Raw genomic sequence first — 25,983 nt, 5'->3', positions numbered from 1 at the left:
AACCGATCCACTGATTGTAGTGTTCCGATGGGGCTAATACAAGGGGAAATTTTTACGTTTCCGCCATTTTTTCAGTTGACTTTACAGAACGCCTTTTACGAAGCGCAATACAGCGCTAGCGCCTACTAACCCGGCTTCCGATATTGGAGTTTCTTCACAGAATTCCCGCCAACTTTTAACATAAAAGTTCCAATCAAACAACGGTCCGGGGTCGGTTTTGCGGCCCGGCGCGATGTCCTCGTGGCCCTGGACGTCGGTCAGCGGGTAGCGCCGCCGCAGCGCCTCGGTCAACACCGCCAGCACCCGGTACTGCGCCGGCTCGAACGGCGTGTCGTCGGTGCCTTCGAGCTCGATGCCGATCGAGTAGTCGTTACATTTTTCGCGACCGCGGAACGACGAGACGCCGGCGTGCCAGGCCCGGTCGTTGGCCGAGACGTACTGGATCACCCTGCCGTCGCGACGGACAAAAAAATGGCTCGACACCTTCAGCCCGCGCAGGTCCGCGAACGAAGGGTCAGCATTATAGTCCACCCGGCCGGTAAACAGGTCGGAGACGTGGGGACCGCCGAAACAGCCGCCCGGCAGGCTGACATTGTGGATCACCAGCAGCGTGATATCGGCGGGGTCGGGACGGCAGTCGAAGTTCGGGCTGGCGTAGCGGATCGCCGCCGGCCACCAGCCGTCCGCGCCTATGCGGTCCTTCATGCCTCCGGCTCCTGGATGTTCAGCTTCTGCATTTGATAGCGCAGCTGGCGGAAGCTGATGCCCAGCAGTTGGGCGGCCTGCGTGCGGTTGAACTGCGTTTGCGCCAGCGCGCGCAAAATGATGTCGCGCTCGATCTGGTTCAGGTAGTCGGGCAGGCTGGCCGGCAGCGGCTCCGGCACCGCCGTGGGCGGCGGCGCCAGCGCCTCGGCGTCCGCTTGCGCCGGGATATTCGGCAACGGTATCCACATCGGCGCAGGCGTCGGCGACGGCATCGGCCCTGCCACGGGCGCGGACGCCTCGGCCACGCGCGCGCCCTTCAGCGCCAGGTCGGCCACCTCGATCACGCCGTCGTCGGCGAAGGCCAGCGCCCGCTCCAGGATGTTCTCCAGCTCGCGCACATTGCCGGGGAAGGAATAGCCGCGCAAGGCATCGAGCACGCCCTCCCCCAGCGCCGCCTTGTGCTCGAAGGTGCCGAGCCGCTCCAGTATCGCGCCGGTCAGCACGCCCAGATCGTCGAGCCGTTCGCGCAGCGGCGGCAGGCCCAGCTCGATCACATTCAGGCGGTAGAACAGATCCTGGCGAAAACTGCCCTGCTCCACGCACTGCGCCAGGTTCTTGTGGGTCGCGCTAATAATACGCACGTCGACCGGCTCCTCGGCGGTGGCGCCGATCTTGCGCACGCGCCGCTCCTGGATCGCCCGCAGCAGCTTGACCTGCATCGCCAGCGGCAGGTCGGCCACCTCGTCGAGCATCAGGGTGCCGCCGTTGGCCGCCTGGAAGAAGCCGTCCCGGTCGTCGGCGGCGCCGGTGAAGGCGCCCTTGCGGTAGCCGAAAAACTCGGCCTCCATCAGCGCCTCCGGAATGGCGCCGCAGTTGACGGCGACGAAGGGCTTGCTCGCGCGCGAGCTCTGCGCGTGGATTTCGCGCGCCGCCAGCTCCTTGCCGCTGCCCGATTCGCCGTGGATGGCGATCGGCGCCATCGAGCGCGCCAGCCTGGCGATCTGCGCGCGCAGCGACTGGATCACCGCCGAATCGCCCTTCAGGCGGCTGGCCGGCGGGACCTCGCTGGCCGCCAGGCCGGCCGGCGGCGCGACGTTCAGGCGCAGCGCCGAGCGCACCATCAGGCGCAACTGGTCCAACGCCACCGGCTTGGAGATGTAGTCGAAGGCGCCGGCCTTGAGCGCGACGACGGCGTTGTCGGCGCTGCCGAAGGCCGTCACCACCGCGATCGGCGTGTTCTTGTGGGCGGCGCACACCTCGCGCACCAGCTCCAGACCCAGGCCGTCGGGCAGGCGCATGTCGGTCAGCACCAATTGATAATCACGGTCGGCGCCAGCCAGCAAGGCGCGCGCCTCCGCCAGGGTCGCGGCGCTGTCGACGTCCAGCCCCATTTTCACCAGGGTCAGTTCCAGCAATTCGCGCAGGTCGGCTTCATCGTCGACCACCAGCACGCGGGGAGAACGCTCGCTCATGGCACTGCCTCTTCTTATTTTTGCGCCGGTTGGGCGAAGGTGATCACAAAGCGTCCGCTGGAGCGGCGGCCGCCATCGGCGCTGTCGCGGCTATCGAAACGGTATTCGTAATCGAGCCGGGCCTCGTTATTCAAACACAATTCGCGCGCCAGATACAGCCCCAGGCCGGTCCCTTTACTCGATGTGGTGTAAAACGGCTCGAACAGGTGGGCGCGCACCTCCGGCGAGATGCCCGGGCCGTCGTCCTGTACGTGCAGCTCCATGCGCTGGGCGTGGTGCGGATGGGTGAGCAGGTCGACGCGGATCGATTGCGGGCCGCCGCTGGCATAGCGCACGGCGTTGTTCAGCAGGTTGAGCACCACTTCGCGCAGGTGCAGCGGGTCGAAGCGCACCATCGTCCCCGGCGCCACCGACAGGCCGACGATGTCCGACGGCAGGCCGTGGTTGTTGATGAATTCGGACCGCAACTCGGCCAGGAAGCCGTCCAGCGCCAGCGGCTCGTTATTCGGCTGCACCTTGCGCGACAGCTGCAGGATGTCCTCGACCATGCGGTTGACGCGCGCCACGTTGTCGCCGACGATCTTGAGCAGCCGCAGATGCACGGTGCTGTCCAGGTCCTCCCCCAGCAGCGCGGTGGCGTGGCCGATGGCCGACAGCGGATTGCGCACCTCGTGGGCGATGCTGGCCGTCAGGCGCCCCATCGACGCCAGCTTGAGCTGCTGCGCCTGGTTTTCGATGCCCGTCACGTCCTGCAGGAAGATCACGCTGCGCTCGAAGCCCACGCCGGAGGAAGTGGCGTCGACCGCCGCGAAGCGCACCTTCAGGTGCGCGGACAGGTCGCGGCGCGCGCTCCAGGCGGCGGTCAATCCCTGCAACGCGGCGTCGCTGAACGGCTTGATGGTGACGAACACCGTGCTGCGCGCGGGGTCGTCGCGCCACTCGGCGTACGCCTGCGCCAACGGCGCCAGCGGCGCGGCCGCCGACAGCTTGAAGTTCAGGTCCGGGCCGACCAGTCCGAGCATCTGGCGCGCCGCCGGATTGCCGGCCGAGACCCGGCCCTCCGGATCGACCACCAGGATGCCGTCGCCGATGTTGGCCATCACCAGCCGGTTGACCGCCTGCTGCACATTGATTTCCATGCCGCGCTGGATCGCCAGCTCCTCCTGGCCGATCAATTTGCCGGCCATGCGGTTGACCACCAACACGGCGGCGAAGAAGGCGGCGCCATACAAGCCCGATTGCAGCAGGCCGTGCTGGCTCTCCATCGCCAGCAGTTGCCACATGCTTTCGCCCAGCATGAACAGCGCCACCAGCGCGGTGCAGAACAGCGCCAGCACCAGCGGCGCCAGGATGGCCGAACCGGCCAGCGGGAACAGATACAGGATGGCCAGGCCGCTGCGCACCCCGCCGCCGGCGATATACAGCAGCGAGATGACGGCCAGGTCGCAGGCGATCTGCGACAGCAGTTGCAGCAGGAAGTGGCGGCGCCAGTACACGGCCGTCAACGCGAAGGCGACCGCCAAGCCCAGATAGGCCAGGCACACCGGCAGGTAGGGATATTCGTCGGCGGCGCGCAGGCCCCGGCTGTCGAAGCTCAGATAGACCAGCAGCACCAGCGCGATGACCACGCGGGTGGCGTTGAGCGTTTGCAGCGACCGCCAGAAGGTGGCGCGCGATTCAGCGGACAGGGCTTGCAGGCGCGCGACCACGGGCCGGCCCGGGCCTTAGGCCGCCGGCGCGGCGGCGTGCGCCGCGCAGCAGTAATCGCGGCCCTTGGCGTGGACCGCCTCGGAGGCGGGGAAGAAAATACCGCACTTGGCGCATTCGAGCATCGTCTCGGCGTCGGCCAGCGCCTTTTCCGTGCGCGCCTTATAAATGGTCTGGCCGCCGCCCTGGCCGGGCGGCACCTCCTGGTTCGGCGGCGGTTGACGGAACTGCTGCTGGTTGCGTTTTTGCGCGCTACGGATTTTGCTGCGGATCGCGAAGATCACCAGGAAAATCAACCCCAGCCAAAACAAAATACGGCTCATGCCCATCCTTTATGCAAAACCACTTCAAACACAAAACGGCTGCCGACATACGCCAGCAACAACGTCGCGAATCCGGCCAGGGTGAAACTCAGCGCCGTCTTGCCGCGCCAGCCGCGGAAGCGCCGGCCGGCCAGCAGCGCGGCGAACAACATCCATGACAGTAGCGTAAACGCCGACTTGTGGTCCCATTTGAGCGCCTGGCCGAACAGCTGTTCCGAAAACACGATGCCCGACAACACCGTCAAACTCAATAGCGCGAAGCCGAAGCCTATCATGCGGAACAACAGCTTCTCCATCGTCAGTAGGGCTGGCAGCTGGTCCAGCGCGCCGGACAGGAAGCTCTTGCGGTCGGTGGCCGCGTGCAGCCGCGCCTCCTGCAGCGCCATCAGCACGGCGTGGAAGGCGGCGATGGTCAGCGTGCTGTAGGCCATGGTGGCGATGGCGATGTGCCAGCCGAACAAGGAGCTTTTGCCCTCCAGCGGGATCAGGTTGCCGGGGAAAACGGCCTGCAGCGCGGCGGCGACGGCGGCGCTGGGCATGACCAGGCGGCGCATGCCGTCCAGGCTGAAATTGCGGTTTTCCAGCCAGTAGGCCGCCACCGACACCCACAGCGCCGACGACAACATGGCCGCGAAACCGATCCGCAGCGAACCGGCGGCCGCCACCTCCAGCCACAGGCCGGCGCCGTGCAGCGCCCAGGCGGCCACCGTCACGGCCGAAATCAGGCCGGCGCGGCGCGATGGCAGGGCGGCGCACAGGATGTACAGCGCGATGGCTGCGATGAACAAGTAGGTCTGCATGTCCCGCAGTTTACACCATCGCTCAGTCGACGGCCGCCATCCGCAATTCGTCATTGTGATGGCGCTGCTGTTCCTCCATGACCAGCTGGCCCAGTTCGCGCTTCAGGGCGTTGAATTCGGCGGCGGCCGGATCGCGCATGCGCGGCAGATCGACGACCAGGTCGCGCTTGACGGTGCCCGGCCGGTAGGTCATGACGACGATGCGGTCGGCCAGGTAGATCGCCTCTTCTATACTGTGGGTGACGAAGATGATGGTCTTTTTCAGCTCGGACCAGATGCGCAGCAGCTCGTCCTGCAGGTTGCGGCGCGTGAGGGCGTCGAGGGCGCCGAACGGCTCGTCCATCAGCATGATCGGCGAATCGAGCGCCAGCACGCGGGCGATCGCCACCCGCTGGCGCATGCCGCCCGACAGGTCCTTCGGAAAGCGGTGGCGGAAATCCTGCAAGGACAACATGCCGAGCAGCTTGTCGACGACGGCATTGATCTCGGCCTTGGCCATGCCCTTGATCTCCAGGCCGAAGGCGACGTTGTCGGCCACCGTCATCCACGGGAACAGCGCGTATTCCTGGAACACCATGCCGCGCTCCGGCCCCGGACCGGTCACCAGCTTGCCGTCGGCGGTGATGCTGCCCGACGTCGGCGGCGCGAAGCCGGCCACCGCGTTCAGCAGCGTCGATTTACCGCAGCCCGAGGGGCCCAGCAGGCAGACGAACTGCCCCTGCGGGATCTCCAGGTCGATGTCCTTGAGCGCCACCAGTTCGCGGTCGGCGGTCTGGAACACCTTGCTGACATTCGATACGACGATATGGGTCGCGCTCATTGGTTCTCCAATCCGCGGTGCCAGCGCAGCAGGTGGTTATTCAGCTTGTTCATGCCGACGTCGATGGCCAGGCCGATCAAGCCGATGCTGATCATGCCGGCGATGATCTTATCGGACCAGAAGTACTCGCGCGCCTCCAGGATGCGGAAACCGAGGCCGTTGTTCACCGCGATCATCTCGGAGACGATCACCACGATGAAGGCGGTGCCGATGCCGATGCGCACGCCCGACAATATATATGGCACGGCGGCCGGCAGGATCACGCGCAGGAACATGGTGCCGCCGCTGGCGCCCAGGTTGCGCGCCGCGCGCAGGTAGATGCCGTCGACCTGGCGCACGCCGGCGATGGTGTTCATCAGCACCGGGAAGAACGCGCCCAGCGCGATCAGGAACACGGCCGGCGGATTGCCGAGGCCGAACCACAGGATCGACAGCGGGATGTAGGCGATCGGCGGGATGGGCCGCAGCAGCTGCACCAGGGGATTGAGCCAGTCGTAGACCTTCGGGTTGGCGCCCATGGCCAGTCCGATCGGCAGCGCCAGGCCGGCGCCGATGACGAAGCCGACCACCACCCGATACAGGCTGCCGATCGAATCGGTGATCAACTCACCGGAGACGGCCCACGCCAGCCATCCGCTCGCCGCCGGATCGTAGGGCTGCAGCGGCAGCAGGTAGGCGATCCATTTTTCCACCACCGCCAGCGGCGACGGCAGCACCTGCGGATTGACCCAGCCGAGCATCGCCACCGCCTGCCACAGCGCGATGACCAGGGCCGGCACCACCATGCCGACGGCGGCCTGCCGCCACGAGGAATTGGACGCGGCGGCCATTTACTTCACGCCCAGGTTCTTCTTGGCCGCGTCGAGCAGGTCGGTCTTGACCCAATCCTTGGCCAGCGGCGGCTTGCTCATGCGGCCGACGCCGGTCTTGACCATGACGTCGGTGGTGGTCTGGATATGCTCGGGGGTGATGTCGTAGCTGTACGGCGAATTGCCGATGGCGTCGTCGAAATCGTCCTTGGTGATCTGGCCCTTGAACACCACCTCGCGCACGTACTTCTCGGCCGTCGCCTTGTTCTCGATGAAGGTCTTGGTGGCCTGCACGAAGCAGTTCATGAACTTCTCGGCCACCGGCCGCTTCTCCTTGTAGAACTTCTCCGTCATGACCATGGTGCGCACCGGCTCGCCGATCGGGGTGTCGTACGGCTTGAGCATCTCGCTGCCGAAGCCCTTGTTGATGGCCTGCGACGACTGCGGCTCGGACTGCATCATGGCGTCGATGTTCTTGCCCAGCAGCGCCTGGTTGAGGTCGGCGTAGGCGAGGAACACCAGCTGCACGTCCTTGCCCGGCTGGTCGGAAAAGCTCATGCCGTTCTTTTGCAGCTCGGCCAGCAGCAGCACCTCCTGGATGCCACCGCGCGTGACGCCGACCCGCTTGCCCTTGAGATCCTTGACGGTTTTCAGGTTCAGGTCGGTGCGCCCGACCAGCCGAGCGCCGCCCTTGGCGAAACCGGCCACCACGAAGATCGGCGCGCCGCCGGCGCGGCCGGAGATGGCCGCTTCCGACGCCGTGGTGCCGACGTCGAGCTCGCCCGCGATGATGGCCTGCATCACGTCCAGCCCCTTGGCGAAGATATGCTCCTCGACCTTGATGCCGCATTTGGGTGCGATCTCTTTTATATAGGAGACGGCGCCGTAATGGGCGAACTTCAGGTTGCCCAGCCTGACCACGTCTTGCGCCTGGGCGCCGGTGGCGCTCAACAATAAACCCACGCACACCATCCTGCAGATCGATTTCAGTCTCATCCGTCTCTCCTAGGTCTCGACATGGCCGGCGGCCACTCTTGTAGTGTGGCGATCATATCAAGCAGGCGATCACTTGCCTATCGTCATGAAGCCGTCCGCCGTTGCTATTTGTTACAAAACAACCCTGTCAGAGTGACAATGCGTGAGTATTAACGGGCTATCTGCGTTGATAATGGGCATGATTATTTCGATAAAGTTGCGTCTACACACATGAGAGTACAAAGTTCCCTCATGGACGTTGACGTGGCTCAATGAAGCAAGTGTCGAAACGCCGCCGCCCTTCACCGGGCAAAGGCGTCCGGCGCACAGCCAACAATACAGACTAAGGACGTCGGCAATGAAAGCAAACAACACATACACGCGCCGCAGGTTCGTCGGCACCGCGATCGGCGCCCTGGTGGCGGCCAACCTTGCCGCCTGCGGCGGTGGCGGCGGTGGCGGCACCACCGCCCCGACCACGCCGCCCACGCCGGATGCGCCGCAGACGATCGGCCTGAGCACGACCTCGAGTCGCATCGTCGGCACCAAACCGGTGACCCTGACGGCGGTCCTGGGCCGCGGCGCCGACGTCACCTGGGCGCTCGGCACGGGCAGCCTGGGCACCTTGTCGGCCACCACCGGCAACAGCGTCACCTACACGCCACCAGCGGCAGCCGTGAGCGCCGCCACGCCGGTCACCATCACCGCCACCTCGGCCGGCGTGACGGCGACGGCCAAGCTGGCGCTGATGCCGGACCCGCGCCAAACCACCGGCCTGGCCTTGCTGGCCGGCTCGCTGGGCGGGAAAGGCCTGATCGACGGCCAGGGCACGGCCGCGCGCTTCACCAGCATCGTTGCCATGGACGTCGACAGGAGCGGCAATCTGGTGGTGGCCGATCTTAAATACTCGGCCGCCACCCAACAATCGTTCTCCGTCATCCGCGTCATCGGCCCGACCGGCAACGTGCTGACGGCCACGCCGCTGGCGTCGCTCGGCTACGGCCACGCCGACGGCGGCGCCGCCACCGCGCAGACCGGCAAGGTCAGCGGGCTGGCCGTCGCCCCCAATGGCGACATCTATTTCATCGACTACGACGGCGACGCGCGCCTGCGTGTGCTGCGTGGCGGACAGATCACCACGCTGCAAAACAACCTGACCGCCAGCCGCGTGGTGATCGACCGTGACGCCAACATCTACCTGTACAACGACGCGCAGGTGTTGCGCGTGGCCGCCGACGGCGCCAGCGCCACCGTGCTGGCCGGCGCCGCCTCCTCCGGCGTGCAAGTCGACGGCCAGGGCGCCGCCGCCCGCTTCTCGAGCATCAACGACGCCACCACCGACGCCAGCGGCAACCTGTACGTCTGCGACGGCAACACCTTGCGCCGGATCAGCCGCACCGGCCTGGTGACCACGGTCGCCGGCCTGGCCGGCGCCCCCTACACATCGATCGACGGCGACGCCGCCACGGCGCGCTTTGGCGGACTGCGGTCGATCTCCCTGGACAACAACGGCAACCTCGTCGTGCTCGACGACGCAAGCGACGGCGTCAACGTGCGCCAGGTCACGCCGGCCGGCGTGGTGAGCACGCTGTACCGGGTTGCCCAGCCGCCGAACACCGGTTTCTTCCCAGCCTACGGCACCACGACGGCCGTGAGCAAACTGCGCTTCAACAGCGCCACGCGCACCGTCCAGCTGGCGCGCGAAGCCCAGATCGACCAATTGACCGGCGGCGCGCTGCAACCGTTCGCCGGCTTCGAGGGCGACAGCCACCAGGAGATCGACGGCGCGGGCGAGACGGCGCGCTTCGTGCGCCTGAGCCATTTGGCGGCCGACCTGGCGGGCAATCTCTACACGCTCGATTTCGCCGAGCCGTACGGCGGCGCGCGCAATGAGGACGCGCACGGCTTGTGGCTGCGCAAGATCGCCGTTGACGGCACGGTCAGCACCCTGGTGGCCGATAAGGACTTCGCGTTCAAACCGAACGGCATCGTCGTCGACGCCGACGGCAACGTCTTCCTGTCGGCGCGCCCGCCGCAAAACTCGCTTTCGGTCAACTCGGGCGGCGCGCTGTACAAGGTGACGGCCGCCGGCGCGGTCACGGTGTTCGCCGGCACGGCCACGCGGGGCCAGACAGCTTCGACCGACGGCACCGGCGCGGCGGCCACCTTTATCGCGCCACAGATCGAAGGAATCGACATCGCCGGCAACCTCTACGTCAGCGACGTCGACAAGTTCCGCAAGGTCACGCCGCAGGCGGTGGTCACCACCATCGCCGCGCTGCCGGCCGGCTTGAACGCGGCACCGAACGGCCTGGTCTACACCGCCGACTCCGCCCAGAATGTGATTTACGCCACCGACGCGGCCGGCAACCGCACGGTGGCGGCGGGCGTGCCCGGCGTGCCGGGCATCCGCCTGGGCGCGTTGCCGGCAGGACTGTATGCTCCGTCCGACATCGTGCCGACCGGCCCGAACAGCTTTGCGGTGATCTCCGGCGCCGCCGTGCTGCGCCTGCTGTTGTCCAACTGAGCGAACGGCGGCGGCATCATGCAAGATAGTCTTACCTGACGCCTTGGGACGAGCGGATGCGCGCGATGCGTTCGGCGCTGGCAGGATGGCTGGACAGGTAGGGAGAAGGAGTGGTGGCGGAGGCGTCAACCTCCTTGTCCAGCTTGGCGAACGCCGCCGCCAGATGCGACGGGTCGATGCGGTTATGGCGCAACATGGCGACCGCGTAATCGTCGGCCTCGTATTCGGCGTCGCGCGAGTACTTCATGTCCAACACCAGCGTGGGCAAGGTCGTCATGATCGAGGAGATGTCGCCGAACACCAGCCAGGTCGTCGCCGCGACGGCCGAGCTCTGGACGATGCGGCGCGTCAGGTGGCGCCGGTGCAAATGGCCCAACTCATGCGCCAGCACGCCCATCACCGCCTGGTCGTCGCCCAGCAGCGCGACCAGTTGGTCGGTCATGACGATGTCGCCGGACGGCAGCGCGAAGGCGTTCGGCCCCACGCGGCTGCTGCGGAACACCAGCCGCCACGACGGCGCCTCCGCCTCCGGCGCGGTCATCGCCGAGAATTGTTGCCGCAATTGCTCCTGGCGCGCCGCCGTCAGCCGCGTCGGCCCCAGCATCCGGCCGTCGAGTATCCGCAACACGCCCTGCCCGAGCTGGCGCTCGACGCGCTGCGGCACCAGTTGCGCGATCCAGCCGGCCGCCGCCGGCAGCGCGTACACATAGCCGGTCGCCAGCACCATCACGGTCGCGGTCAGCGCGCCCAGCGCGGCACGCCAACTGTTTTGCCAGCGCACCACCGCGCCGTCCCGATGGCCGGTATGCTCCAGCAACCGCGCGAACGCGTCCGCATCGTCGACCTCCAGCCAGGCGCCGTCGGCGAACGTCACCTTGCGCGCGGCGTGGCGGCTGCGCTCCGACACACGCAGCGTGGCCAGCGAGGCCTCGCGTTCGACGTCGCCGGCCAGCCGCGCCACGCCGTCGCGCACCTCGAGCGACACCCGGTGCAGGCGCGAGCTCTTACCGTCGAAATAGCGGGCCGGCACCGGCCCGGGCGGCGGCGCTTCCATCCCGCCGCTCACAACGAAAAATCGAAGTCCATGAATTCGGCCATGCCTTCGCCGGTGGCGCCGACGTCGCCGTCCGCGCCGGCCAGCACGTCGTCTAGGCTGCCGCTTGGCACCAGCATCAGCGACTCGATCCGGTAGCGCATCGAGCGCACGCGCGCGAACGGCAGGAACAGTCCCAGCGTGCAGATCACGGCCAGGTAATTGGTCACGGTGATGAACAACATGCGGCCCCATTTGACGTCGGACTGGAACCGGTGCTGCTCGAGGCTGGTATGGTTCCACACCATGTTTTGCACCATGTTGATGAACAACGGCCCGAGCAGCAACAGCCAGGCGTAGATCGCCATGATCACCAAGCCGGTTTCCATCTGGGCACGCGCGGCATAGCCGGGCGCGTCGGGCGACACCGGCGCGCCGGACAGGATCAGCCAGATGGTCAGGCCGATGCCGGCGCCGCCGGCCAGCACGAAGCAGCCATAGAGCTTGTAAAAATCGCCGACGCCGGCGTCGAACGAGAAGCGCGCCTGGCCGAAACGGCTTTCATCGACCTGCCAGGCCTTGGCGCGCTGGTGCACGAACGGCGCCGCCAGGCCGGCGGTCACGGCGTTGAGCCACGGACGCACCAGATAGTTGACGTAGGCGTCGCGCACGTCCGCGACAAAGCGGAAGCGGATGCCGCGATACGCCGAGTTATGCAGCCGGAACTGGAAGCTGCGCCAAATGAACCAGGGCGCCGCGCCGGCCATGACCAGCAGCGCGACGAGCGACAGCACCGGCGAGACCTGGGCGCCGAAAAAGTAGATCGCGAACGCCACCGCCGCCACGATGCGGCCTTTGAGGATGGCGACCGGATTGCCGTGGTACTCGAAGCTGCTGCCGGCCAATTGCGTGCTCGAATAAAAATACTGGTTGCGGCGCACCTTGGCCCAGGCGGAATAAATACCCAGCGTGACAATGGTCAGCAGCAGGTTGACGATCCAAATGCGGAAGTACTCGCCGCCGGTGGCGTGAAAACGCAGGCGCTCCGGCTGGGCATCGGGCTCCGTCTGGAATTGCTTCATGGGGCACATCCTCTAATTGGAATAAGCGAACCAAGCCTAAACGCAGGCAAAGCAAGACGATGCCTTTAAGTCATCGTGTTGTCAATGAGAAATTATACTTTTTGATAACGCTCCGTCGGGCCTGCCGCCACCGCGCGATGCGGTAAAATGGCGGCCATTGTCCGGCCTCGCCGGCCCACCCTACCGTTTTGCAGGTCCCAACATGCTAGATAATCTTACCCAACGCCTTGCCAAGGTCGTCAAAACGATGCGCGGCGAGGCCCGCCTGACCGAAGCCAACACCGCCGAGATGCTGCGCGAGGTGCGCATGGCGCTGCTCGAGGCCGACGTCGCCCTGCCGGCCGTGCGCGAATTCATCGCCCGGGTCAAGGAAAAAGCCCTGGGCGAGGAAGTGATCTCGTCGCTGACACCCGGCCAGGCGCTGGTCGGCGTGGTGCAGCGCGAGCTGGCCGCCCTGATGGGCGCCGACCTCGGCCCGGAAGCCACGCAGCTGAGCTTTGCCCAGCAGCCGCCGGCGATCATCCTGATGGCCGGTCTGCAGGGTGTCGGCAAGACCACCACGGTCGGCAAGCTGGCCAAATACCTCAAGGAAGAAAAGAAGAAGAAGGTGCTGACGGTGTCGGCCGACGTCTACCGTCCGGCCGCGATCGCCCAGCTGCAATCGGTCACCGCGCAGGTCGGCGCCGACTTCTTCCCGTCCACCGCGCAGGACAAGCCGGTCGACATCGCGCTCGCCGCGCTCGACTGGGCCAAGAAGCACTACCACGACGTGCTGATCATCGACACCGCCGGCCGCCTGGGCATCGACGAGGCGATGATGACCGAGATCGCCGCCGTGCACGCGGCCGTCAAGCCGATCGAGACCTTGTTCGTGGTCGACGCCATGCTCGGCCAGGACGCCATCAACACCGCCAAGGCCTTCAACGACGCGCTGCCGCTGACCGGCATCGTGCTCACCAAGCTCGACGGCGATTCGCGCGGCGGCGCGGCGCTGTCGGTACGCCACATCACCGGCAAGCCGATCAAGTTCGCCGGCGTGTCCGAAAAGCTCGACGGCCTCGAAGCGTTCGACCCGGCCCGCATGGCCAACCGCGTGCTGGGCATGGGCGACATCATGGCGCTGGTGGAAGAGGCGCGCAAAGGCGTCGACAGCAAGGCGGCGGCCGACCTGGCGCAAAAGATGAAGGTCGGCGGCAAGTTCGACATGAACGACTTCAAGGCGCAACTGGGCCAGATGAAGAAAATGGGCGGCATGGCCAGCCTGGTCGACAAGCTGCCGGCGCAGTTCCAGCAGGCCGCCGGCGGCGCCAACATGGACCAGGCCGACAAGCAGGTGCGGCGCATGGTCGGCATCATCGACTCGATGACGCCGCAGGAACGGGCCAAGCCGGAACTGATCAAGGCCACCCGCAAGCGCCGCATCGCCGCCGGCGCCGGCGTGCAGGTGCAGGAGGTCAACCGCATGCTGACCCAGTTCGAGCAGATGCAATCGATGATGAAAAAGCTCTCCGGCGGCGGCATGATGAAGATGATGCGCTCGATGAAGGGCATGATGCCGGGCATGCGCTAAGGCCGGGAACGGGTGCGTAAAGCGTGCCCGGAACGGTGCGCCAAAGCGGCGCGGACACAGGGAAATATGCGGGTTTGCGCCCTTGGACGGTGCACTGGCCCACGTAGCCGGGGATTTACGTGGTGTTTCCGGACAAAAACGCGAAAAAGACTTGCATAAGGCTTAAAACCCCACCAATATTAGCCGGTGCGATCAATTGCGCAATTTTCCATGTGTTCGTTAAGGAGGCTCGAGAATGGCAACAGCCAAAAAAACCCCAGCAGCAGCACCAGCTAAGAAGGCCGCGGCCGCTAAACCGGCAGCCGCGAAAAAAGCAGCACCAGCAAAAGAAGCAGCAGCCAAACCAGCCGCAGTGAAAAAAGCCGCCGCGCCGGCCGCCGCACGCAAACCGAATGCCGCATTCATGAAAGCGATGACCCCATCGACCGTGCTCGCAGCCGTCGTGGGCGCCACCCCGCTGCCACGTACCGAAGTGACCAAAAAAGTCTGGGACTACATCAAGAAGCTTGACCTGCAAGATCCGGCCAACCGCCGCATGATCAACGCCGACGACAAGCTGAAAGCTGTATTCGGCGGCAAAGCCCAAGTGTCCATGTTCGAAATGACCAAGCTCATTTCCGACCACCTGAAATAAGCGCAGCGGCCGCGAGGCCGCGCCGGAGATGCCTCCCTCGCCCACGCGACGGAGGCATTTTTTTTGCCCGCAACTCCGGGGTCAGGTCCACCAATTCTACACAAGCTCGACCGTGAGGCGGTCGTACACAAGAGGCCGTGTAGAAAAGGTGGACCTGACCCCGGAGTATCAAGTGCCGGCCAGCGAGGCGTCGGACGATTCGCGCGTGATCAAGGTGAACGGCAGCAGCTTGTGCTGCACCGGCGCGGGGTCGCCGGCGCGGCGGCGGCGGATCTGGTCGACCAACAGGTCGACGGCGGCGCGCGCCATGTCGCTGATCGGCTGGTGGATCGTGGTCAGCTCCGGCCAGACGGTGGTGGCGACCGGCGTGTCGTCGAAGCCGCACACCACCAAGTCCTCCGGCACCTGCAGATGCAAACCGTGCGCCACCGCCACCACGGCGGCGGCCATGTCGTCGTTGGCGGCGAAGATGGCGCTCGGCCGCGTCTTGTGCGCCAGCAGCTGGCGCGCGGCCGTCAAGCCCGAGCGGTACGTGAACAGCCCGGGCGCGACACGCTCCGGCAACACGGCCAGGCCGGCTTCGGCCATGGCGTCCTGGTAGGCCTTGTAGCGCAACTGCGCCGGCGTGTGCAGCGGATCGCCCTGGATGAAGGCGATGTCCTTGTGGCCGCGCCCGAGCAGGTAGCGCATCATCGCCATCGCGCCCTCATAGTCGTCGATGCGCACGGCCGAGACGCCCGCGACCGGCCGGCCGGTGGCGATCGCCACGGTCGGCATGCCGATCTGGTCGAGCTGCTTCAACGCCGACTTGGAATCGCACAACGGCGGCGGCACCAGGATGCCGTCGGCGCCGTTGGCGATCAGGCGGGCGATGGCGCTGCGCTGGCTGCGCAGGTCGTCGCAGCGCTCCAGGATCAACTGGCCGCCGCTCTGGCTGCACTGGTCCATCGCGCCGACCAGGAACGCGCTCATGTAGGCCGAGCTGGGGTTGCTGTAGAGCAGGCCGACGCCCAGCGTGCCCACGCGGGCCGCGCGGGCGGCGAAGTTGACCTGGTAGTTCAGGGATTCGATCGCCGCCGTCACTTTCTCGCGCGTGGCGTCCGAGACGTGCGAGTTGCCATTCATGACCCGCGACACCGTCATGGCCGATACTCCGGCAACGCGCGCCACATCATAAATGGTTGCGCCGCTCTGGCTGCGATCAGTTTGTTTTACAGGCACGTGGTTCCCTTGCTGGCTGGTCAGCGATTCCTTGGTTGATCAAGCTTCTGATTATATGCGATTGCGCCCGGCTTTCCGTGGCGTTGACGGCGGCCGCCACCCCGCACGGCCATGCGGGGACGTACCCCTCCGGGGTACGTCCCCTAAGCCGAATCGCGGACGGTCAGGCGAACGCGGGCCGGGTTTGACGCTTTACTGCCGCACCACCGAAGGCGCCACGGTGAAGCTGTAGCTGGCCGGCTGCTGCTTGATGCGGTACTTGGCGTGCGCACGGCCGTCCAGGCTCCAGCCCGTGTCGCCGCCGACGCCGGCTTGCGCCAGGTCGATCAGCAGCGAGCCGTCGCCGTGCGGCGCGATCTCCGAACTCTTCCACACGCCGCGCGGACGCAGGTACAAGTCCTCGTACGGGAAGGCCAGCGCGTTGACCGACAACGGCGCCGCGCCCCGGACGGTGATCCCGGCGCCGCGCGCGTCGAACAGCGACAGCCAGCGCACGTCGGTCTTGTTGCCGCTTTCCTGCGGACGGCTGTAACCGTGATACTGGTCCGCCACCTTGCCGGTATAGCGGCCGATGGCGTAGCCGGTGCTGCGGTCGGCGTACGATTCCTGCGGACCACGGCCGTACCATTGCACGCCGTCGAGCGAGTTGTCGTTGTCGAAGCGCAGGCCGAGGCGCAGTGGATCGGGCAAGTCGTCGCGCAGCGGGGTGAAGGTCGCGGCCACGCCGAGCACGCCGTCGGCGTTCAGGGTGTAGACGGTTTCCCAGTGGGCCGCGCCGGCCCCAAAGCTGTACAGCACCTTGACGCTGTTGGCGCCAAGCTCCACCGAGCGGACATTGCGCTGCTCGGTGAAGGTCTTCCAGACCTTGTGCGTCTTCTCGACGCCGGTGCCCTCGTCGTTGTCGTTCAGGCCGCGCCAAAAGTTCGGCGTGCCGCCCTTGAGCAGTATCTTGCCGTCGACGATGTAATTGATCAGGCCGGTCTTGGCGTCCATCCGCAGCGAAGCCTTGCCCGCCTCGATGCGGATGTCGTCGCCGTTGCGCGACGGCTTGACGGCCCTGGCCGCCTTCGCCATCTTGGTCGCCGGCGCCAGCACGAACTGCGACCAGCCGACCACGCTGCCGGCGGCCACGCCCATCGTGGTCGCGTCCTTCGCCTTGGCCCGCACCGTCAGCACCTGCTCGCCACCGCCGCTGCCTATCCTGGGCAAGCGCAGCGGAACCTCGCGCTTGCCGGCGGCGGCCACGGCCGGCACCTTCAGCACGCCCTTGGCCGCCTCGACGCCGTCGTTGGTGAGCACCCAGTCGAAGTCCAGGCCCGTGGTGTCCTTGAAGTCGTAGCGGTTGACCACAGTGATGTTGCCGGAGGCCGGCTTGCCCTCGAACACCAGCGGCGAATAGACCTTCTGCACCTCGAAGTATTCCGGATCGGGCGTGCGGTCGGCGCGCAGCACGCCGTCGCCGACCACGCTGTTGTCGCCGTTCTTGGGGTTGACGTCGAAGCCGGAGGCCCAGAAGCGGCGCCCCTTGTCATCGTTCATGTAGACGGTCTGGTCGACCCAATCCCAGATGAAGCCGCCCTGCAGCTTCTTGTTGGCGCGGATGACTTGCCAGTAGTCCTCGAAGTTGCCCAGCGAATTGCCCATCGCGTGCGCGTATTCGCACTGGATCATCGGCTGCTTGTAGCGCGGATCGGCCGCATAGTCGGCCATCTTCTCGATATCGTCGTACATCGGAGCGTAGATGTCGGTGTACGTGTTGGGCAGGTGCTCCTCGCCGATGGTGCCGTGGCCCAGATAGCTGATCAAACGGGTCGGATCGTTGTCGCGTATCCACTGGGCAGCGTTGTCGAAGTTGGGACCGGTGCCGGCCTCATTGCCCAGCGACCAGAAGATGATCGACGGATGGTTCCTGTCGCGCTGGACCATGCGCGAGACGCGGTCCAGATGGGCCGCCTTCCAGTGCGGTTTGTAGCCGAGCTGGATCTTCTCGCGTTCTCCCGGCAGGCCCTTTTCCATGGCCTGGTCGCCGGCCTGCATATAGCCGTGCGACTCGATGTTGGCCTCGTCCATCACGTACAGGCCGTATTCGTCGGTCAGGTCGTACCAGCGCGGGTCGTTCGGATAATGCGAGGTGCGCACGGCGTTGACGTTGGCCTGCTTCATCATCTCTATGTCCTTGCGCATCAGGTCCATCGACATCACGCGGTAGGTGACCGGATCGTGCTCGTGGCGGTTGGTGCCCTTGATCATCACGCGCTTGCCGTTCACACGCACCTCGCCACCGGCCACCTCCACCGTGCGGAAGCCGATCCGGCGCGACGTCGCCGACAGCAGCTTGCCGTCCGCGTCCTTGTACTCGACGACCATGCGGTACAGGTTCGGCGTCTCGGCCGACCAGGGTTTGACGTTGCGGATCACGCCATCCAGCGCCAGCTTGTCGCCCTGCACGCGGCCAGTGGTGGTCAGCACCGCCTTGTCGCCGTCGTACACGGTGACGGCGATCTCGCCGTTGGACGGCGCGCCGGCCAGCTCGGCCTGCAGCGAGAACAGGCCGTCCTTGTAGGTCTTCTTGTCCAGCAGCGCCGTGACCGTGTAGTCGCGCAGGCGCGACTTCGGCTCCGCGTACACGTAGACGCTGCGCTCGATGCCGGACAGGCGCCAGAAGTCCTGGTCCTCCAGATACGAGGCGTCGGCCCAGCGGTAGACCTCGATCGCGATGCTGTTCTTGCCCGGCTTGACGTACTTACTCAGATTAAATTCCGACGGCAGCTTGGAATCCTCCGAATAGCCGACCTTTTCGCCGTTGACCCAGATGTAGTACGCCGCGCCGGCCGCGCCGACATGCAGGAACACATCGCGCCCATCCCAATCGGCGGGGACGACGAAGTCGCGGCGGTAGGAGCCGACCTCGTTGAGCGCGGGCGGAATGAAGGGCTCGGCCATCGGGAACGGGTAATCGATATTGGTGAAGATCGGCTTGCCGTAGCCCTGCGCCTGGATCATGCCCGGCACCTGGATCGTCTTCCAGCCGGCGAGGTCGAAGTCGTCGCGGTAGAAGTCCTTGGGGCGGGTCTCGGGCCGCTCGGAGTACGCGAACGACCAGGTGCCGTCGAGCGACAGATAATACTTCGACGCGGCCGGATCGGCGGCGATCGCCTTTTCCCGGCTCTCGAAATTAAAAAAGGTCGCCTTCATCGGCTCGCGATTGACGGCGACCACTTCGGGCTGTTCCCACTCGGTGGGGGGCGCGGCCTGCGCCGCCCCCATCGATAGGCTGGCCAGCGCCAGCAGGCATGCGTGGACGGAAAGGCGAAGTTTCATCTGTTTTGCCATCGGGTTTGCCATCTGTCTGTATCTCCTTTATTGTTTTTTGTCCCAAAAACGAAAAAAGACGGAAGGTGCGACCTTCCGTCTTGTCCATGACAGCGCCCCGGTTTATTTGCCGAATTTGTAGCGCAGTGCCAGGCTGAAGGTCCGTCCATTGCCGTAGTGCTGGCGCTCCAGGTTGGTCTGATACGTGCCCGGTTCGCCGACATAACGGTTGATTGCCTTGTCGAGTATATTCGACGCGTTCAACGACAGGGTAAACTCGTCGGTGAGCTGGTAGTTTATAGAACCGTCGAGAACTCCGTTGGAATCCATGTATCGTGCTTCGATCGGATTGGCCGACACGCCGAACAGGATCGCCTCCGAGCGCCAGGTGTAGACCAGGCGCGCCGACAGCTTCTTGTCCTCGTACAAGCCGGAGATGCTATAGCTGTTCTTCGACTGCATCGGCTGCGGCGTGGCGACGATGCGCGGCGCGGACGCGGTGCCGAAGTTGACCGGGTTCGACGTGTTGACGTGGGTATAGGAACCGGCCACGCCGAAGTTTTTCCAGATGCCGTCGAAGGCGTCGAGGAAGTACTGGCCGCCGATCTCGATGCCGCGCACATAGCCTTTTTCCGAATTGACCGACTTGGTCACCGAATACTGCCCGCCGGTGCAACCGTTGTCGGCCGATCCGCTGTACGGCACGGCCGTGGCGACCGCCTGGCACTGGGTGATGCCGTTGAAGAAGCCGCTGATCTCCTTGTCGAAAATCGCCGCCGACACATAATTCGACTTGCTGAAATAGCGCTCCAGCGAGAAGTCGAAACTGTTGGCCGTCTGCGGCCGCAAGTCCGGATTGCCGACGTTGCCGGTGCCGGTGACCGGATTGACGGAAATACTCGGATTGAGTTGATCCAGGCCGGCGCGCGTCATGCCCTTGCCGTAGCCGAAGCGGGCCAGGAAATCTTGCGTAATGTAGCCGGTCACATTCAGCGACGGCAGCGCGTTGGTGTACGAGGTCTCGCGGAAGATTTCCGGATAGCTGACCGGCGTGGTCTGGTTGTTGATGGTGCGCGCGGTCGCCTTGCCCTTGGTGCGCACCACCCGCACACCGACGTTCCCGACGATGCGGTCGTCGAAGGCGGAGAACTCGCCCATCATGTAGCCGGCCAGCGTGTTTTCGCTGATCACGCGGCGCGCGTCGAGGTTCTCGACATAGTTGCCCTCCTGGCGGATGCCGGCGTTGGGGAACTGCGTGGCCACCTGGTTGCCCGTCAACCGGTCCGGCGAATACACCAGATAGCCGCCCGAGTAACCCGTTTCGCCCTTCATGAAGTTGGTCGGCGACTGCTCGACCTGGCCGACGGTGGCCACCGAAATGGCGTTCGAGCGGTTGGCGGCGAGCGCCGCGCCGTCGGTGGTCAGCGGCCGGCCGTTGAAGGTGTAATTGTTGAAGGTGCTTTCCTGGTGCGCGTAGCGGCCGCCAACCTTGACGCGGCGCAGGAATCCGTCGCCGACGATGTAGGCGGCGCTGAGGGCGCTGGCGTAACCGCTGTCGTCGTACTTCACGTTGGTGCCGTTGTTGTAGTCGCGGTAGACGAAGTTGGCCGGATCGGTCAGGCTCGGACCGGCGAAGTTCAACTGGTGCGGCGAGCCGTCGGCGACGCGGCTGGTGGACCAGCCCAGGCCGGGCGCCGAATCCAGATTGACGGAACGGTTGTCCTGCTTCTGCGTGGCCTTGACGTAGTTCACGTCCCATTTCAGCGCCAGGTTCTCGGTCGGATTCCAGTCCACGCCGCCGGCGGCGATCCAGGTCGTGTAAGGCCGGCGCTCGTCGCCACCGGTGGTGCTGACGCCGGAATTGAGGAAGGTACCGCTGCGCAGGCGCTGGCCCACCAGCACATCGTTGGCGCCGCCGTTGCTGTTGCGGTTGGCCAGCCCCTCGGTGAAGGCGAACGGCGTGGTCTGCAGGTTCTGCACGTTGGCGCCGTCGACCGAATTGAGGCCGCGATAGTTCTGGTGGTATTCGTAGAACGTGTAATTAAATTCCGTGAACACGCGTAAGGTGTTGTCGGCGCGGTAGTCGGCCGCCAGGTTCAACCCTTTGCGCTCGCGCATGATGGTTTCCTGGAACACGTTGTTGGTCAGCGTGGGCGCGGCCATCACATTGCTCGCCTGCTCGGCCGTCAGTCCGCGCAGATCGGGCGTGTTGGCGCCCACGGTGGCCGACGTCGGCAAAGTCGGCACGCCGGTCAGGAAGTGGACGTCGGTGCGGCCCACGTAGGCGGGACTGGCCTGGCCGCGGTTGTTGCTGGTGTTGGCCGCGGCCAGGTTGGCGTATTCCTGGCTGTCGGCGCGGATCGCGCGCTTGAAGTTGGCGCTGCCATTGGCCGGGTTGTTATCCGAGCGGCCGGTGCTCTTTTGATAGACGCCGGCCGCCATCAGGCCGATCTTGGCGCCGCCCGACAGGTTCCAGCGGTTGGCCACCAGGCCGAACACTTCCGGCTCGGTTTCCTTGGCCAGGTCGTTGTACTTGCCGGCGATACCCATCGACACCGTCAGGCCCTTGAAATCGCTCGGATTGCGGGTGCGGACGTTGACCAGTCCGCCGATACCGCCCTCGATATGCTCGGCGCTTGGATTCTTGAACACGTCGACGCCGGCGATCATGGCCGGAATCGCGCCTTCCAGATTGTATTCGCGGCTGCCGGCGGTAAAGTAGGCGCGGCCGTTGACCTGCGACGCGGTCTGTCCCGACAAGCCCCGGATCACCAGGCCCGAGCCGGTGCCGACGGGCGAAGCGCCCTCGCCGCCGTAGCGGTAGCCCTGCACGCCGGGGACACGGGTCAGGGTATCGACGACGTTGGGATCGGGCAGCTTGCCGATATCCTCGGCGGTGATGGAATCGACGATTTCCATCGAATCGCGCTTGATGGCCAGGGAGGAACGGGCGCTGGCGCGCATACCGGTGACGACGACAACTTCCGGCTCCTGGGCCAGCGCGCATGGCGCCACCAATAACCCCTGCCCTACGGCGAGCGCGAGCGCCGACACCTGTAACGCGACAGTGACTTGCTTGTTCATTGAATGATCTCCGTTATTGTTTTATACGGGCTTGGTGCCCGTTTTTAGAAACTCTGCCGAAATGATATCGATAACAAGTTTCAACCACATTGTACGACAGTTCGACACTTGCGAATCGGCATGTCTCTTTTTTCTAACAGTAAAAAAAACCGGCGGTTGTGAGGCCGCCGGCCAAGAGCGACGGGGATAAAGCTCCACTGGAGGCAAAGCGTTATCCAGCGATGCCGCAACAAACACTGAGAAAACAAGACCCGGAAAGACCGGGGTGTACCGACAACGTGTTATCGATAACAGTTCGGATCGTAGCACATCTTTTTGGCGACTTGAATTATTTTTTCGATTATTTTTTTCTTGCCCGGGATGGCGTTACAACCGGCAATCGCTATCGGCGACACCGGGCGCGCGCTGCCACTGCCACACCTGGACCCGCTCGCCGCGCGGCAGATAGGTGACGGGGAAACGGCGGCCGTCGCGGGTGACGTTGAGCGTCAGCTTCGCGTCCTGCTCGCCCTGGATCTTGTCCATCGCCACCGCGTAGGTCACCACGTCGCCGTCGCGCAGTCCGGCCTTCGCCGCCTCGCCACCGGCCTGCAGGCCGCGTATCGTCTTGACGTCGCCCACCAGCGAGGCGGGCTCGAAACCCAGCTCGAAGCGGCGCACTTTCTTGACGGTGCGCTTGAAGCATGGACCGAAGTCGTCGGACTCCGGCACGATCACCTCGCCCGCCAGCATGGCCTCGTGCAACGCCGTGCCCGATGGCCCCAGTTCGCGCACCAGCAGTTGCGGCCACAGCGCGGCCATGTCGACGGGCTTGGCGTCGGACTTTGCATCTGGCTTGGCGCCACGGCGCTGGTTCATCTCCAGCACCAGATCGTCCAGCGAGCGCTTGCCTCCGGAAGCCTTGCGGACGCGTGCGTCGACCACCGCGAAGTACATCGCGCCGCGATCGTAGGGCAAAGTGCGGATGCGCGTGTCCTCCCAGAAGCGCGGCATGATCTCGGCGTCCGGCGTGGTGTTGAGCGCGTCGGAGTAATAACGCGCGGCGGTGTGGTTCAGGTTGTCCAGAAACTGCCGCGCCGTGATCAGCCCCGCGCGAAACGGCGCCAGCGCCTGGTAATGCACGGCGATGCCCTCGTCGTACCAGGCCGCGTCCACGCCCTCGGTCCAGGTATGCGCCATTTCGTGCGACAACGTGATCTTCAGGTCGTCGGTCGAAACGCCCTTGCCATGGGTGATCAGGAAGGACCGCGTCAGCGCGGCGCCGCCGCCGGCGTTGATCGGGTTATAGCGCAGGAACACGCGGTAAGGCGGCGCTTGCTTGCCATCGCCGAAAAATCCGTTCATCCACTGATGCAGCTTGCCGGCCCACTCCATCAGCGGCGCAGGATCGGTGGACGGCGTTCCCAGCCAGGCGGACGAAAAGCCATGCGGCGCCACCTCGGCAGGCACGCGCGCCATCGGCCCGGCCATGAAGATGGTCGACCACAGCCGCGACGGCGCCCCGTTCGGCAGATTCAGATCGCCCTCGCCGTAGCTCGACGTCGCGGCGGAGTCCGCGCCCAGCTTGGACAAGTCCCAACGCAACGACAGCGGATAATTCTTATCGCCCTCGGGCAGCAGCAGGAACACATTGCCGACGCCGGAAAAGCCGCCGCCTTCGGTGCGCAAACTGTACGGCGGCGCCGCGCCACGGGCCGGCGGCTTGTTATCGATCGGCGCCTGATAATGGATCACCAGATCACCCTGCACCTCGCGCGTGGACGACCAGTGGCGCACCGGACCATCAGTACCTTTGACATCGCGCGCGGCCAGCGGCACCTCGCCGAAGCCATCGCGCACCACAAGATCCTTCAACGTCAGCGCGATGGTCTCGACATTGGCCACCACGCGCGGCAGCTTGAACAGCGGGACGCCGGCGGCCGCCTGCACGTTCGGTATCGTCATCGTCACATCGACCACGCCGCTGCCGGCATCGATATCGTCGGTCTCTTTGAGCGGCCCCGGCTGAAGCACCAGCACCAGCGGCTTGGGCGCCTGCGCGGCGGCGGAGCCGAGGGCAAGCGAGGCCAACAACACGGAAGCGACAACTCGACGAACGACAACATCTGCGAACATGGGTGCTCCGAAAAGGCTGGGGTAGCTACAACTTTACCACCCGCCAATATTTCGACGCGCAACGTACGGCCTCAACCTTCGGGGTCAGGTCTGACATTCGGACATTTAGGAACTTTTAAAAACCAAAAAAGTTCCAGTTTTTCGCCATTTGTCCGCATGTCGGAACTGACCCCGGGGTTGGAGACGTGCCAATCAGACGCCCGTCTGCTCACCCGCAAACCGTTTCCCACGCCGCTTCCTATACTGGTCTGATTCGCGCCACCAGCCCAGGGGAAACCGATGAGTCTAGCCGTGTTGAAAAGCCGAGCCCTTGCCGGCATGGACGCGCAGGAAGTCAACGTCGAAGTGCACCTGGCCAATGGCTTGCCCGGCTTTACCATCGTCGGGCTGGCCGACACCGAAGTCAAGGAGGCCAAGGACCGCGTGCGCGCCGCCATCCAGAACGGTGGCTTTGAGTTTCCCGCCAAGCGCATCACCGTCAATCTGGCGCCGGCCGACCTGCCCAAGGAATCGGGACGATTCGATTTGCCCATCGCGCTCGGCATCCTCGCCGCATCCAAGCAAATCCCCTCCTCGCGCCTGCACCAATATGAATTCGCCGGCGAGCTGTCGCTGTCAGGGGAGCTGCGACCGATACGCGGCGCGCTGGCGATGTCGCTCGCGACCCGGCGCGACGGCGGCCGCCTGGCCTTCATCCTGCCGCAAGCAAACGCCGACGAGGCCGCGCTGGTCGCCGACGCCGCCATCTATCCGGCGAAATCGCTGTTACAGGTGTGCGCCCACTTCGCCGCCAAATCGGCCGAGTCCATGTTGTCGCGCCACGAATCGTCGCCACTGATCGTGCCGGCCGAATATCCCGACTTCGCCGACGTCAAAGGCCAGATCATGGTCAAGCGCGCGCTGGAGGTGGCGGCGGCCGGCAACCACAGCATCCTGCTGGTCGGCCCGCCCGGCGCCGGCAAGACCATGCTGGCCTCGCGCTTCGCCGGACTGCTGCCGGCGATGACGGACGAGGAAGCGCTGGAAGCGGCCGCCGTGCAATCGCTGACGGGCGGCTTTCGCATCGAACACTGGAAGCGCCGGCCGTTCCGCTCGCCGCACCACACGTCGTCGGGCGTGGCCCTGGTCGGCGGCGGCAGCGTGCCGCGCCCCGGCGAGATTTCGCTCGCGCATCGAGGCGTGCTGTTCCTCGATGAGCTTCCGGAATTCGACCGCCGCGTGCTCGACGTTCTGCGCCAGCCGATGGAATCCGGCCACATCACCATCTCGCGCGCCGCGCGGCAGGCCGACTTTCCGGCGCACTTCCAACTGATCGCGGCGATGAATCCCTGTCCGTGCGGATACAACGGCCACAGCAGCGGCGTCTGCAACTGTTCCCCGGATCTGATCAAGCGCTACCAGGGCCGCGTCTCCGGCCCGCTGCTCGACCGCATCGACATGCAAATGGAAGTGGCCGCCGTCGAACCGGACGTGCTCAGCGAGGACGCCAACGGCGAACACTCGGCCATCATTTGCGCCCGCGTGCAGGCCGCCGCCGAGGTGCAGCTGCAACGCCAGGGCAAGCGCAACCAGTACCTCACCACGCGCGAGATCGACCAGTTCTGCAAGCCGGACAAGCCCGGCAAGGCGTGCCTGAAAGCGTCGATGGAACAGTTCCAATGGTCGGGCCGCGCTTACCACCGCATCCTGCGCGTGGCGCGCACCATCGCCGACCTGGCGCACTCCGAACGCATCGGCGAAGCGCATGTCAGCGAGGCGGTGCAGTATCGGCGGGCGCTGCGCGACCGCTAAGCT

18 protein-coding genes are annotated in these 25,983 nt (G+C 65.4%); 4 read left to right on the top strand and 14 right to left on the bottom strand.

Translation table 11 applies throughout. From position 1 onward, the window contains the following. Nucleotides 1-81: 81 nt before the first annotated feature. Genes ampD through MRBLMU1_RS04980 form a run of 8 tightly spaced genes read right to left on the bottom strand, consistent with a single transcriptional unit; the run spans nucleotide 82 to nucleotide 7,632 of the window. Nucleotides 82-705, bottom strand: a complete 624-nt coding sequence (ampD, locus tag MRBLMU1_RS05015) for a 1,6-anhydro-N-acetylmuramyl-L-alanine amidase AmpD (RefSeq protein ID WP_363497923.1) — start codon at nucleotides 703-705, stop codon at nucleotides 82-84. Beyond that, nucleotides 702-2,177, bottom strand: coding sequence for a sigma-54-dependent transcriptional regulator (locus MRBLMU1_RS05010; protein WP_363497920.1), 1,476 nt, complete (start codon nucleotides 2,175-2,177; stop codon nucleotides 702-704). Before MRBLMU1_RS05010 ends, ampD begins: the two co-directional genes overlap by 4 nt. Nucleotides 2,178-2,191: 14 nt before the next feature. Beyond that, on the bottom strand, nucleotides 2,192-3,886 hold the full coding sequence (locus tag MRBLMU1_RS05005; RefSeq protein WP_363497917.1) for a sensor histidine kinase: 1,695 nt from the start codon (nucleotides 3,884-3,886) through the stop codon (nucleotides 2,192-2,194). Nucleotides 3,887-3,901: 15 nt separating this feature from the next. Continuing rightward, entirely contained in the window at nucleotides 3,902-4,207 is a 306-nt protein-coding gene (locus tag MRBLMU1_RS05000; protein ID WP_363497914.1) for a PP0621 family protein, read from the bottom strand. After that, nucleotides 4,204-5,007 carry a cytochrome C assembly family protein gene (locus MRBLMU1_RS04995; protein ID WP_363497911.1) on the bottom strand — a complete coding sequence of 268 codons (804 nt, stop codon included), beginning with the start codon at nucleotides 5,005-5,007 and terminating at the stop codon, nucleotides 4,204-4,206. Before MRBLMU1_RS04995 ends, MRBLMU1_RS05000 begins: the two co-directional genes overlap by 4 nt. A 22-nt stretch (nucleotides 5,008-5,029) precedes the next feature. Beyond that, a complete protein-coding gene (locus MRBLMU1_RS04990) occupies nucleotides 5,030-5,827 on the bottom strand; it encodes an ABC transporter ATP-binding protein (protein ID WP_363497908.1) in 798 nt (265 codons plus the stop codon). Next, nucleotides 5,824-6,657 (bottom strand): ABC transporter permease, encoded by an 834-nt coding sequence (locus tag MRBLMU1_RS04985; protein ID WP_363497905.1) that lies wholly within the window; start codon nucleotides 6,655-6,657, stop codon nucleotides 5,824-5,826. The genes MRBLMU1_RS04990 and MRBLMU1_RS04985 overlap by 4 nt, the downstream gene beginning before the upstream one ends. Beyond that, entirely contained in the window at nucleotides 6,658-7,632 is a 975-nt protein-coding gene (locus MRBLMU1_RS04980; protein WP_363497902.1) for an ABC transporter substrate-binding protein, read from the bottom strand. It abuts the gene before it with no gap. Nucleotides 7,633-7,969: 337 nt separating this feature from the next. On the opposite strand from MRBLMU1_RS04980, the gene MRBLMU1_RS04975 reads away from it, so the two are divergent. Next, the gene (locus tag MRBLMU1_RS04975) at nucleotides 7,970-10,138 is read left to right on the top strand and encodes a hypothetical protein (protein ID WP_363497900.1); all 2,169 of its coding nucleotides are present in this window, start codon (nucleotides 7,970-7,972) and stop codon (nucleotides 10,136-10,138) included. Nucleotides 10,139-10,169: 31 nt separating this feature from the next. On the opposite strand, the gene MRBLMU1_RS04970 is transcribed toward MRBLMU1_RS04975, so the two are convergent. Both MRBLMU1_RS04970 and MRBLMU1_RS04965 read right to left on the bottom strand, forming a co-directional pair. After that, entirely contained in the window at nucleotides 10,170-11,192 is a 1,023-nt protein-coding gene (locus tag MRBLMU1_RS04970; protein WP_363497897.1) for a M48 family metallopeptidase, read from the bottom strand. 8 nt (nucleotides 11,193-11,200) lie between these two features. Next, a complete protein-coding gene (locus MRBLMU1_RS04965) occupies nucleotides 11,201-12,253 on the bottom strand; it encodes a YjgN family protein (protein WP_363497894.1) in 1,053 nt (350 codons plus the stop codon). A 202-nt stretch (nucleotides 12,254-12,455) separates the two neighbouring features. On the opposite strand from MRBLMU1_RS04965, the gene ffh reads away from it, so the two are divergent. Beyond that, nucleotides 12,456-13,823 (top strand): signal recognition particle protein, encoded by a 1,368-nt coding sequence (gene ffh / locus MRBLMU1_RS04960; protein WP_363497892.1) that lies wholly within the window; start codon nucleotides 12,456-12,458, stop codon nucleotides 13,821-13,823. A 235-nt stretch (nucleotides 13,824-14,058) separates the two neighbouring features. Beyond that, the gene (locus MRBLMU1_RS04955; protein WP_315213528.1) at nucleotides 14,059-14,457 is read left to right on the top strand and encodes an SWIB/MDM2 domain-containing protein; all 399 of its coding nucleotides are present in this window, start codon (nucleotides 14,059-14,061) and stop codon (nucleotides 14,455-14,457) included. A 168-nt stretch (nucleotides 14,458-14,625) separates the two neighbouring features. Here the strand turns inward: MRBLMU1_RS04955 and MRBLMU1_RS04950 are convergent, their stop codons facing one another. The 4 genes from MRBLMU1_RS04950 to MRBLMU1_RS04935 all read right to left on the bottom strand — a co-directional run bounded on the left by MRBLMU1_RS04950 (nucleotide 14,626) and on the right by MRBLMU1_RS04935 (nucleotide 24,189). After that, the gene (locus MRBLMU1_RS04950) at nucleotides 14,626-15,627 is read right to left on the bottom strand and encodes a LacI family DNA-binding transcriptional regulator (protein WP_363498394.1); all 1,002 of its coding nucleotides are present in this window, start codon (nucleotides 15,625-15,627) and stop codon (nucleotides 14,626-14,628) included. A 243-nt stretch (nucleotides 15,628-15,870) separates the two neighbouring features. Further along, entirely contained in the window at nucleotides 15,871-18,999 is a 3,129-nt protein-coding gene (locus MRBLMU1_RS04945) for a glycoside hydrolase family 2 TIM barrel-domain containing protein (protein WP_363497889.1), read from the bottom strand. A gap of 114 nt (nucleotides 19,000-19,113) precedes the next feature. Continuing rightward, nucleotides 19,114-22,074, bottom strand: a complete 2,961-nt coding sequence (locus MRBLMU1_RS04940; protein WP_363497886.1) for a TonB-dependent receptor — start codon at nucleotides 22,072-22,074, stop codon at nucleotides 19,114-19,116. Nucleotides 22,075-22,440: 366 nt separating this feature from the next. Next, nucleotides 22,441-24,189: a hypothetical protein gene (locus tag MRBLMU1_RS04935; RefSeq protein WP_363497883.1), complete on the bottom strand. Its 1,749-nt coding sequence runs from the start codon at nucleotides 24,187-24,189 to the stop codon at nucleotides 22,441-22,443. 279 nt (nucleotides 24,190-24,468) lie between these two features. Here MRBLMU1_RS04935 and MRBLMU1_RS04930 point away from each other — a divergent pair, with 279 nt between their 5' ends. Then, complete coding sequence (locus MRBLMU1_RS04930; protein WP_363497880.1) at nucleotides 24,469-25,980, top strand: YifB family Mg chelatase-like AAA ATPase; 1,512 nt, start codon at nucleotides 24,469-24,471, stop codon at nucleotides 25,978-25,980. Nucleotides 25,981-25,983: the final 3 nt, after the last annotated feature.

Origin of the sequence: Burkholderia sp. LMU1-1-1.1, from assembly GCF_040675865.1 — a bacterium.
Classification (GTDB): domain Bacteria; phylum Pseudomonadota; class Gammaproteobacteria; order Burkholderiales; family Burkholderiaceae_D; genus Rugamonas.
Note: the sequence above shows the minus strand (reverse complement) of the source record. Positions and strands in the feature narration are given on the sequence as shown.

Bases quoted from the DNA above. Each gene is read 5' to 3' on its own strand.
- ampD (WP_363497923.1), bottom strand. From the start codon at position 705: ATGAAGGACCGCATAGGCGCGGACGGCTGGTGGCCGGCGGCGATCCGC.
- MRBLMU1_RS05010 (WP_363497920.1), bottom strand. From the start codon at position 2,177: ATGAGCGAGCGTTCTCCCCGCGTGCTGGTGGTCGACGATGAAGCCGAC.
- MRBLMU1_RS05000 (WP_363497914.1), bottom strand. From the start codon at position 4,207: ATGAGCCGTATTTTGTTTTGGCTGGGGTTGATTTTCCTGGTGATCTTC.
- MRBLMU1_RS04995 (WP_363497911.1), bottom strand. From the start codon at position 5,007: ATGCAGACCTACTTGTTCATCGCAGCCATCGCGCTGTACATCCTGTGC.
- MRBLMU1_RS04990 (WP_363497908.1), bottom strand. From the start codon at position 5,827: ATGAGCGCGACCCATATCGTCGTATCGAATGTCAGCAAGGTGTTCCAG.
- MRBLMU1_RS04985 (WP_363497905.1), bottom strand. From the start codon at position 6,657: ATGGCCGCCGCGTCCAATTCCTCGTGGCGGCAGGCCGCCGTCGGCATG.
- MRBLMU1_RS04980 (WP_363497902.1), bottom strand. From the start codon at position 7,632: ATGAGACTGAAATCGATCTGCAGGATGGTGTGCGTGGGTTTATTGTTG.
- MRBLMU1_RS04975 (WP_363497900.1), top strand. From the start codon at position 7,970: ATGAAAGCAAACAACACATACACGCGCCGCAGGTTCGTCGGCACCGCG.
- MRBLMU1_RS04970 (WP_363497897.1), bottom strand. From the start codon at position 11,192: ATGGAAGCGCCGCCGCCCGGGCCGGTGCCGGCCCGCTATTTCGACGGT.
- MRBLMU1_RS04965 (WP_363497894.1), bottom strand. From the start codon at position 12,253: ATGAAGCAATTCCAGACGGAGCCCGATGCCCAGCCGGAGCGCCTGCGT.
- ffh (WP_363497892.1), top strand. From the start codon at position 12,456: ATGCTAGATAATCTTACCCAACGCCTTGCCAAGGTCGTCAAAACGATG.
- MRBLMU1_RS04955 (WP_315213528.1), top strand. From the start codon at position 14,059: ATGGCAACAGCCAAAAAAACCCCAGCAGCAGCACCAGCTAAGAAGGCC.
- MRBLMU1_RS04945 (WP_363497889.1), bottom strand. From the start codon at position 18,999: ATGAAACTTCGCCTTTCCGTCCACGCATGCCTGCTGGCGCTGGCCAGC.
- MRBLMU1_RS04940 (WP_363497886.1), bottom strand. From the start codon at position 22,074: ATGAACAAGCAAGTCACTGTCGCGTTACAGGTGTCGGCGCTCGCGCTC.
- MRBLMU1_RS04935 (WP_363497883.1), bottom strand. From the start codon at position 24,189: ATGTTCGCAGATGTTGTCGTTCGTCGAGTTGTCGCTTCCGTGTTGTTG.
- MRBLMU1_RS04930 (WP_363497880.1), top strand. From the start codon at position 24,469: ATGAGTCTAGCCGTGTTGAAAAGCCGAGCCCTTGCCGGCATGGACGCG.